10 protein-coding genes are annotated in these 8,729 nt (G+C 41.3%); 5 read left to right on the top strand and 5 right to left on the bottom strand.

All coding sequences use genetic code 11. The features are described from left to right. The 4 genes from accB to cutA form a co-directional block, all read right to left on the bottom strand. On the bottom strand, nt 1–386 hold a 386-nt coding region (gene accB / locus B4F91_RS19010), incomplete at its 3' end, for an acetyl-CoA carboxylase biotin carboxyl carrier protein (protein ID WP_288636189.1). 32 nt (nt 387–418) lie between these two features. Beyond that, a complete protein-coding gene (gene aroQ / locus B4F91_RS19005) occupies nt 419–871 on the bottom strand; it encodes a type II 3-dehydroquinate dehydratase (protein WP_024031479.1) in 453 nt (150 codons plus the stop codon). Nucleotides 872–1,099: 228 nt separating this feature from the next. Then, nucleotides 1,100–2,914: a protein-disulfide reductase DsbD gene (locus B4F91_RS19000; protein ID WP_096042396.1), complete on the bottom strand. Its 1,815-nt coding sequence runs from the start codon at nt 2,912–2,914 to the stop codon at nt 1,100–1,102. Then, a complete protein-coding gene (gene cutA, locus B4F91_RS18995; RefSeq protein ID WP_029772613.1) occupies nt 2,914–3,234 on the bottom strand; it encodes a divalent-cation tolerance protein CutA in 321 nt (106 codons plus the stop codon). The genes B4F91_RS19000 and cutA overlap by 1 nt, the downstream gene beginning before the upstream one ends. A gap of 188 nt (nt 3,235–3,422) precedes the next feature. On the opposite strand from cutA, the gene B4F91_RS18990 reads away from it, so the two are divergent. The 5 genes from B4F91_RS18990 to B4F91_RS18970 all read left to right on the top strand — a co-directional run bounded on the left by B4F91_RS18990 (nt 3,423) and on the right by B4F91_RS18970 (nt 7,012). Next, nucleotides 3,423–3,899, top strand: coding sequence for an FxsA family protein (locus B4F91_RS18990; RefSeq protein WP_004587675.1), 477 nt, complete (start codon nt 3,423–3,425; stop codon nt 3,897–3,899). 108 nt (nt 3,900–4,007) lie between these two features. Then, a complete protein-coding gene (locus tag B4F91_RS18985) occupies nt 4,008–4,295 on the top strand; it encodes a co-chaperone GroES (RefSeq protein WP_004587676.1) in 288 nt (95 codons plus the stop codon). A 47-nt stretch (nt 4,296–4,342) separates the two neighbouring features. Further along, entirely contained in the window at nt 4,343–5,992 is a 1,650-nt protein-coding gene (groL, locus tag B4F91_RS18980; RefSeq protein ID WP_004587677.1) for a chaperonin GroEL, read from the top strand. Between the two features lie 136 nt (nt 5,993–6,128). Further along, nucleotides 6,129–6,395 (top strand): hypothetical protein, encoded by a 267-nt coding sequence (locus B4F91_RS18975; RefSeq protein ID WP_085065434.1) that lies wholly within the window; start codon nt 6,129–6,131, stop codon nt 6,393–6,395. A gap of 224 nt (nt 6,396–6,619) precedes the next feature. Further along, the gene (locus B4F91_RS18970) at nt 6,620–7,012 is read left to right on the top strand and encodes a VOC family protein (protein ID WP_248462877.1); all 393 of its coding nucleotides are present in this window, start codon (nt 6,620–6,622) and stop codon (nt 7,010–7,012) included. A 4-nt stretch (nt 7,013–7,016) separates the two neighbouring features. Here B4F91_RS18970 and B4F91_RS18965 read toward each other — a convergent pair whose 3' ends face one another. Further along, complete coding sequence (locus B4F91_RS18965; RefSeq protein ID WP_286938036.1) at nt 7,017–8,489, bottom strand: NAD(P)H-hydrate dehydratase; 1,473 nt, start codon at nt 8,487–8,489, stop codon at nt 7,017–7,019. Between the last annotated feature and the right edge of the window lie 240 nt (nt 8,490–8,729).

The raw sequence follows: 8,729 nt of genomic DNA, 5'->3' as shown, positions 1-8,729 counted from the left end.
GCTTTATCTGACTCAATTTGGTTCATCATTTTCATTGCTTCAACGATACATAAAGTATCACCTACTTTAACTTGAGAACCTACTTCTACGTATGCTGGCGCTTCTGGAGAAGCTGCTGAGTAAAATGAACCAACCATAGGTGATTTAACTTGATGGCCTGCAGGCGCTGCTGGTGTAGCATCGGCTTCAACGGCTGGCGCAGCTTGTGCTGGTGCCGCAGGCGCTGGAGCAGCAAATTGCTGTGGTGCGTACTGAGCGTAAGCAGGACCTGCGCTCATGTTGTTACGGTTAATACGTACTGATTCTTCACCTTCAGTGATTTCTAGCTCAGCAATACCTGATTCTTCTACTAATTCGATTAGCTTTTTGATCTTGCGAATATCCATGAACGACCCGCCTATAAGTTTGTTAGTTTAAATTAATTCGAGTTTTGCAACCGGCTCACGGCAGCGTTCAATGCTGCGTGGTAACCCATTGCTCCTAATCCACATACCACACCTTGCGCCACATCAGAAAAATACGAATGATGACGAAATGCTTCACGTGCATGCACATTACTTAAGTGCACCTCAAAAAAAGGAATATCAACGCTTAACAATGCATCACGTAAAGCGACGCTAGTATGCGTAAATGCAGCAGGATTAATAATTATGTAATCAACTGCCTGCCAAGCATCGTGTATTCTTTCAATAAGGGCTTGCTCACTATTACTTTGAAAATGCGTAAGCTGAACATCTAGACCCTCTGCGGCAGTCGTTAGTTCGCTCATAATTTCACCAAGAGTGTGCAAACCGTACTTTTCTGGCTCACGCTTTCCTAGCATGTTTAAATTTGGACCATTTATAACTAAAAGTTTAAATTTTGCAGCCATAATACGCGATATATCCTCTAAGTAATGAGTTAAGCCGTTGCGAGCTAATTTTGTACACTAAAGTAAGTATAAAAAACAAAAATTGCAACAAATTCTCACGTTAGCCAACTATTATAGTCAGTTCGATGTAAATAGCAGCAAAATACTGGTCTAATCTCTGGAGGTGTAATAAATATGACGTAATTGGAGGCAAGCCACTTGGTAAGCCCAAGCGGCTAAATTGCACTATTATTGTGCGCTGGCGCGCACTGCAGCTAGGTGAGTGGCAAAATCATCAGCGTTTAAAAACCCTGTAACGCGCTCTGAACTTAGCTCTTGCCCTTGTGTGTTAAAAAACAAAATACTGGGTAAACCAAACACAGTGAACTCTTCCATTAGCTCAATGGTGGTGTCATCACTTTGCGTTAAATCGATTTGAATTAACTGATAGTGGCTAAACTCGCTCTGTACTTTGGCATCTGGAAATGTGTAATGTTCAAACTCTTTACATGCCACACACCAATCGGCGTATAAATCAACCATCACCAGTTTGCCTTGCTGATTAGCTTCAGCAACAGCGTTTTTTAGCTCGGTTAAATTAGCCACTTGTTTAAACTCATTACTTTGCTGACTAACCTGCTCAACCTGTTGCTGCGGCCAAATAACGTTTTTAGCTAATGTAAAACCAGTAACTACTAAAAATGTAGCACTAAACCAAAGCGCTGTTTTAAGCTTGCTTTGTGGCTGCGCACTCTGCCAATAGTGTAAATAAACAGCCGTTGCCAGTGCTAAAATACCCGCCATAAGTAAAATAATGTCGGCGCTAATTATGCGCTCCAATAAAATAAGTGGCACAACAAGCATAATAAAACCAAATAACGTTTTAACTTGCTCCATCCAACCGCCTGCTTTAGGAAGCAATTTGCCACCAGACGTACCGAGTAATAAAAGCGGTAGGCCCATTCCTAAACTTAATACATACAGGGTTAAACCACCGACAAGGTAGTCACCACTTTGCGCTACAAATAATAGCGCAGCAGACAACGGAGCTGTGGTACAAGGTGATGCAATTAACCCCGACAACACCCCCATTAAAAACACTCCTAGGTAATTGCCGCCTTTTTGGTTATTACTGACTTGCGTTAGCTTGCTCATCATGGCGCTGGGTAACTTAATTTCGTACCAGCCAAACATCGACATTGCGAGCAATACAAACAGTAAACTAAAACTAATAAGTACATAAGGGTGTTGTAAATACCCTTGCACTTGCCCGCCTAAGGCCGCCACTACTAACCCTAATGCAGCATAAGTAAGCGCCATACCTTGTATATATACAAACGACAACGCAAACGCTTTTTTAGTAGATAGATTTTGCTGCCCTGCAATTAAACTCGATAAAATAGGAAACATAGGGAACACACACGGTGTAAACGCAAGCCCCACCCCAACAGCAAAAAATATGAGTAAATTGGTTACTAAACTTTGACTTGCTAATCGCTCTGTAAAAGTTAAATCTTGAGTGGTTGTATTACTTTGGCTACGCGTTGAGTCTATAGGAGGAGTTAATGCGTTTAATGTATCAGCGGCATCAGCAGATGAGTTATTACCTTGCGCTTGCTCTGAGGCAATAACGCCTAAAGGAATACTAATAACCTCAGGCGGATAACATAGCCCTGCTTTGGCACAGCCCTGATAACGCACCTTTACAACAGCACCCTCTGTAACATTACTGAGCTTACTTATAACACTCACACTATTGAAAAAAACTTCGGTTTTGCCAAAAAACTCGTCTTCAATTATTTCGCCAGTACCGGCATTGCCTACCTTTATGTTGGCGCCTTTGGCGATAATTTCTATTTTCTTTTTATAAAGGTAATAGTCAGGGGCTATATCCCACCCCACAAATAAAGTGCTACCTTGTTGATCAAAATCAAATACAAACGCTTGGTCTACGGGTAAAAAGGTTTGCTGTGGCGGGGTAAGTAAATCACCTAGCACATTATTGGTGTTTGCCTTTGCCGGAAGCGCCAGCAAGCTAACCAATAATAAAAAGAAAAACCGCATTAATTTAATACCTCATCCATCCAATGAAAATAAGCCAAATTACCAGTGGCCACATCAACCACTTGAATTTCGGGTACTTCGTAACTGTGTAAACTTTTAATGGTTTCAAACACATCATTCATTTTTTCTGATTTTGTTTTAATCAGTAGCTTTGCTTCTATCTCTTGGGCAACATCGCCTTCCCACATATAAACTGAGGTCATATTTGGTAAAATATTTACACACGCCGCTAATTTTTGCGCTACAAGTGCTTTTGCTAAAGTGCGTGCTTCAGCCTCATCTTTGCACGTGGTAAATATCAATTTAAATTGCGTAGTCATAATTAACCTTTACTAATTTATAGGGAACTAATGCAATAGTATCTGATAGCTAGTGTAATGTGTAGGCGATGAATAATTGTAGATATTAAGCAATTATTAACCACTTTAAGCTCAACCTTGAAAATAGACCCTTTCACCCTCACTTATATTTCATCCACTCTTTTGAGTGCCATTATTTAGAGAGCCCTATGTTTAGATTTTTATTTGTGTTGTTTATTATCATTCCTATCATCGAAATTGCGCTACTAATACAGGTTAGCGATGTAATTGGTGGATTTGCGACTATAGCCCTAGTGATTGTTACGGCTATTTTGGGCGCCAGAATGGTTAAACAACAAGGTATGGGTGCATTACAAAATGCACAAAGCCAAATGGCCCAGGGGCAAATGCCAGCTAAAGAATTATTTACCGGTATTTGCGTGATCATTGCGGGTGTTTTATTGCTAACCCCAGGCATTATGACCGATGTATTCGGCCTACTATTATTAACCCCCTCAATACGCAACAAACTTGCTGCAGGCCTTGCAAGTCAAGCAACGGTACGCATGAGCACAGGTGCACAGCAAGGCTCTTCAGCCTTTACACAACATCCACACTCGCAGCAAGAACAACAGCATGTAAATAAACCAACTACCATTGATGGCGAGTATGAGAGAAAAGATTAAAAATTTATCGATTTTTCTCTTGGAATTTTACACTCTACCCCCATTAATGAATGCAAATTAGAAAAGCTTTTTTCTGTACTGTTCAGAAACTGTTAGGAGAACTAAAAAATGAACATTCGTCCTTTACAAGATCGCGTAATCGTTAAGCGTCTAGAAGAAGAAACCAAGTCTGCTGGCGGTATTGTATTAACTGGCTCTGCAGCTGAAAAATCAACTCGCGGAGAAGTTATTGCTGTTGGCAATGGTCGCGTTCTAGATAACGGTGACGTTAGAGCTTTAGAAGTAAAAGCCGGTGACACTGTGTTATTTGGCTCATATGTTGAAAAAACTGAAAAGATCGAAGGTCAAGAGTACCTGATCATGCGTGAAGACAACATTTTAGGCATTGTAGGCTAACCCTACTTTTCGTTTAACAAACATTTAAGAATTTAGAGGAAATTAAAATGGCAGCAAAAGAAGTACTTTTTGCAGGTGACGCACGCGCTAAAATGCTAACAGGCGTAAATATCCTAGCAAACGCAGTAAAAGTGACCTTAGGTCCTAAAGGCCGTAACGTAGTACTAGATAAATCATTTGGCTCTCCAGTGATCACCAAAGATGGTGTATCTGTAGCAAAAGAAATCGAACTTGAAGACAAGTTTGAAAACATGGGTGCACAAATGGTGAAAGAAGTTGCATCTAAAGCAAATGATGCAGCGGGTGACGGTACTACTACCGCAACTGTACTTGCGCAATCTATTGTAAACGAAGGTCTTAAAGCGGTTGCTGCGGGTATGAACCCAATGGATCTTAAGCGCGGTATTGATAAAGCAATTATCGCTGCTGTAGAAGAACTTAAAGCGCTATCTGTACCATGTGCTGATACTAAAGCTATTGCACAAGTAGGTACTATTTCAGCTAACTCTGATAAAGAAATTGGCGACATCATTGCACAAGCAATGGAAAAAGTAGGCCGTAACACAGGTGTTATTACTGTAGAAGAAGGTCAATCACTAGAGAACGAACTAGATGTTGTAGAAGGCATGCAGTTTGACCGTGGTTACCTATCTCCGTACTTTATCAATAACGCTGAAAAAGGCGCTGTTGAGCTAGACAACCCGTTCATTCTACTTGTAGATAAAAAAGTATCTAACATTCGTGAGTTACTACCTACATTAGAAGCCGTTGCTAAAGCAAGCAAACCACTATTAATCATTGCTGAAGACCTAGAAGGCGAAGCACTTGCAACGCTTGTAGTTAACAACATGCGCGGTATTGTTAAAGTATCAGCAGTTAAAGCCCCTGGTTTTGGCGATCGTCGTAAAGCAATGCTACAAGATATCGCAGTATTAACTGGCGGTACTGTTATCTCTGAAGAAATTGGTTTAGAGCTTGAAAAAGCAACTATCGAAGACCTAGGTACTGCTAAGCGTGTAGTAATCACTAAAGATGATACAACTATCATTGATGGTGCGGGTGAAGAAGATGGCATTAACGGCCGTGTTGCTCAAATTAAAGCACAGATTGAAGAAGCAACGTCTGACTATGATAAAGAAAAACTACAAGAGCGTATGGCTAAACTTGCCGGCGGTGTTGCAGTAATTAAAGTCGGCGCAGCGACTGAAATTGAAATGAAAGAGAAAAAAGACCGTGTTGAAGATGCATTACATGCAACTCGTGCAGCGGTTGAAGAAGGCGTAGTACCTGGTGGTGGTGTTGCTCTAGTACGTGCTGCTAGCAAGCTAGTTGAGCTACTTGGCGACAACGAAGACCAAAACCATGGTATTAAAGTTGCACTTCGTGCAATGGAAGCACCACTTCGTCAAATCGTAACAAATGCAGGCGACGAAGCATCAGTAGTAATAAACGCTGTTAAAGGTGGCGAAGGTAACTACGGTTACAACGCAGCCTCTGGCGAATACAACGACATGCTTGAAATGGGTATCCTAGATCCAACTAAAGTAACGCGCTCTGCACTACAATTTGCAGGTTCGATTGCGGGTCTAATGATCACTACTGAAGCAATGGTTGCTGAAATCCCTAAAGAAGAAGCTGCTGGTGCCCCTGATATGGGTGGCATGGGCGGAATGGGTGGTATGGGCGGAATGATGTGATCATCCTCCTTTAAGCACCTTGCTTATATAAAACCCAGCTTCGGCTGGGTTTTTGCTTTTTAGTACAAGCCTATTGTTATTGCTTAATTTATCTCCACATCTATACCATGAGTTATTGGATTAAAGGTAAAAGGATTTGCTTAATAATAATGAAATAATCATCTTCTTTATTTTGGTATCACTTATAACAGGGTTAGTGGTATTTATTGCCTGGATTATGCTTAAGCTCGTTATATGGGGTAAGAGCATGTCTAAAGGAGCGTATTTATTTTTAGCGTTCTTTCCACTAATTTCACTTATGCCTATTCCACCCCCTACTTATGAAAATGTTCAAAAGGCCAAGCAAGAGCAGCGTAAACGAAAAGAAGACTCAGGTGACGACCCTACTAATGAAGATGAGTAAGCCAGTTTAGCTACGTAAATTAAAACACTCTTTAAGGACGCTTTAAGCATGCTCTAAGGTTTAAAATAGAGTGAACCCTTTTACTACTAACCCTATATGCGAAGCCAATGTATAACGTACAACCCCCCTTAAAATAAGCTTTAATAAACATTTACCTATACTATTCAACCCTGTATTGATATGTGAAAATACACCGACATAAAGCAACTTTAGGTTTTTAAGTTATGCCAAAGCAGCATATAGGTAGTATTGCTCTTGTTGTAAAAGACTATGACGAAGCAATCGCATTTTATACAAAAAAATTAAGCTTTGAATTAGTGGAAGATACGGATTTAGGTGGTGGAAAACGCTGGGTGTTAATAACCCCACCCAACTCAAACGGCACACACATATTACTTGCACAAGCCACAGAGCCAGAGCAGTTTAACGCTGTTGGCAATCAAGCAGGTGGCCGTGTGTGGCTATTTTTAAACACTGACAACTTTTGGCGCGACTACGAAAGCATGCTAGAAAATGGCGTAGTATTTCATGAGCAGCCTCGCAATGAGCCTTACGGTACGGTGGCCGTATTTGAAGATCTCTATGGTAACAAATGGGATCTTATTCAACAGAGCTAAATACTTAATTAATTAACGACCTGACTATTTGAAATAAATCCGAGGGTAGCATGCCGCGCTGCCCTTGCTCTTCAGCCGCAACCTCACCAGCTCTAGCATGAAGAGTTACCCCGTATCGCGCTGCTTCATCGATACTAAGCCCTTGAGCAAGCAATGCACCAATAATACCTGTAAGTACGTCGCCACTCCCTCCAACGGCAAGTGCTGCGTTGCCATTTTCACACACCCAAGTGTTTTTACCGTTATCAATTAAAGAGCCAGCGCCTTTTAATATGCAAGTAGCATTATACCGTTTTGCGCATAATCGCACGCTATCAAACCTATTTGACTCTATTTCAGAGGTATTTTTGCTAATAAGCCGAGCCGCCTCACCAGGATGCGGAGTAAGGATACATTGAGCCAATGTATAAGCACTTGCATTTTCAGCTAATAAATTAAGTGCATCAGCATCAAGTACAAGCGGCGTATTGTGCTCTTGGCAATAGTGCATTACAGTGCAAAACGTTTTTTTAGCCCATTCATCCTGCCCAAGTCCAGGGCCAAGTACTACACAACTTGCCCACTCTAAAGCCTGTTCAAGGTTTTCACTCATGACCATTAATTCTGCCCTACCTATGCTTATTGGCATAATAGAGCTTTGGTGCGTATAAACCTTCACCATCCCCGCACCTGCTCGTAGCGCAGCTTCACTACTGAGCCTAATTGCTCCCGCAGTACCTTGGTTGCCCCCTACGCATAATAACTTGCCATGATTGCCCTTATGGCTATTTAAAGCCCGAGAGCCCAAGCGTTTAAAGCTATCTATATTTATCAAGTGAGCACAAGGTGAAGCGAGTTGACTAAAAGTATCTTCAATTGCTAATTCATCGAGAATCAACTCACCGGCATGCTGTTTACCTGTCCCTGTAGAAAGGCCTTGTTTAATTGCAATAAAAGTAACCGTTTTTGTTGCCTGAATAGCTGCACCTAATACTTCACCTGTATTTGCATCAATCCCTGAGGGAACATCGATACTTAAAACAGGCTTTTCGCTTTGGTTGATGGCTGTAATAATCTCACAATAATTTTCACGAACAGGTGAATTAAGCCCAGTACCTAGTAACCCATCAATCACACAGTCGCAGCAATCTAAATCACTCTTTGCAAACTCGTTAACTATGCCACCATTATCAAGCCATAGCTGCTTCGCTTTAGCAGCGTCACCACTGAGTGTTTTAGCAGGGTCTATAGCGCAAATTTTAACCTCTGCACCAGAGTCCTTAATTAAACGCGCGGCTATGTAAGCATCACCCGCATTATTACCATTACCTGCAATAATTAAAGTAAGCTTAGCGTTAAAAGACTGCCACTGCTTGTATACGGACTCCCCCGCTCGCTGCATTAAAGTAAATAAATCTATTCCACATTGCTTAGCCGCCTCTCCCTCATAAGAGCGAACCTGCTCTTTTGTGTAAATATGCCTTTGTTTATTTAACATAGAAACTCGCCATAAATAAGTGTGTAGATGCTCTATAATTATAGCTTGGGATAAAAGAGCACTTTTCAATAGCGGATTTAGCATGTTAAACAGCTATTAAAACGAAAATTGAAGGCTTTAGTACAAAGAGTGTGAGTTCTGTGGTGGGCTTTTGCCGCGGGTTTCGTGATACTCAACCCACGCTACGGAGGTGGTGGAGACTGTGCGAATAATATCTGCAATGTATTTTTCACTTTTCTG

This window comes from Pseudoalteromonas sp. UBA6610 (genome assembly GCF_002433295.1).
GTDB lineage: Bacteria > Pseudomonadota > Gammaproteobacteria > Enterobacterales > Alteromonadaceae > Pseudoalteromonas > Pseudoalteromonas atlantica.
The sequence above is the reverse complement of the archived record's forward strand: the minus strand, read 5'-3'. Positions and strand labels throughout refer to the sequence as shown.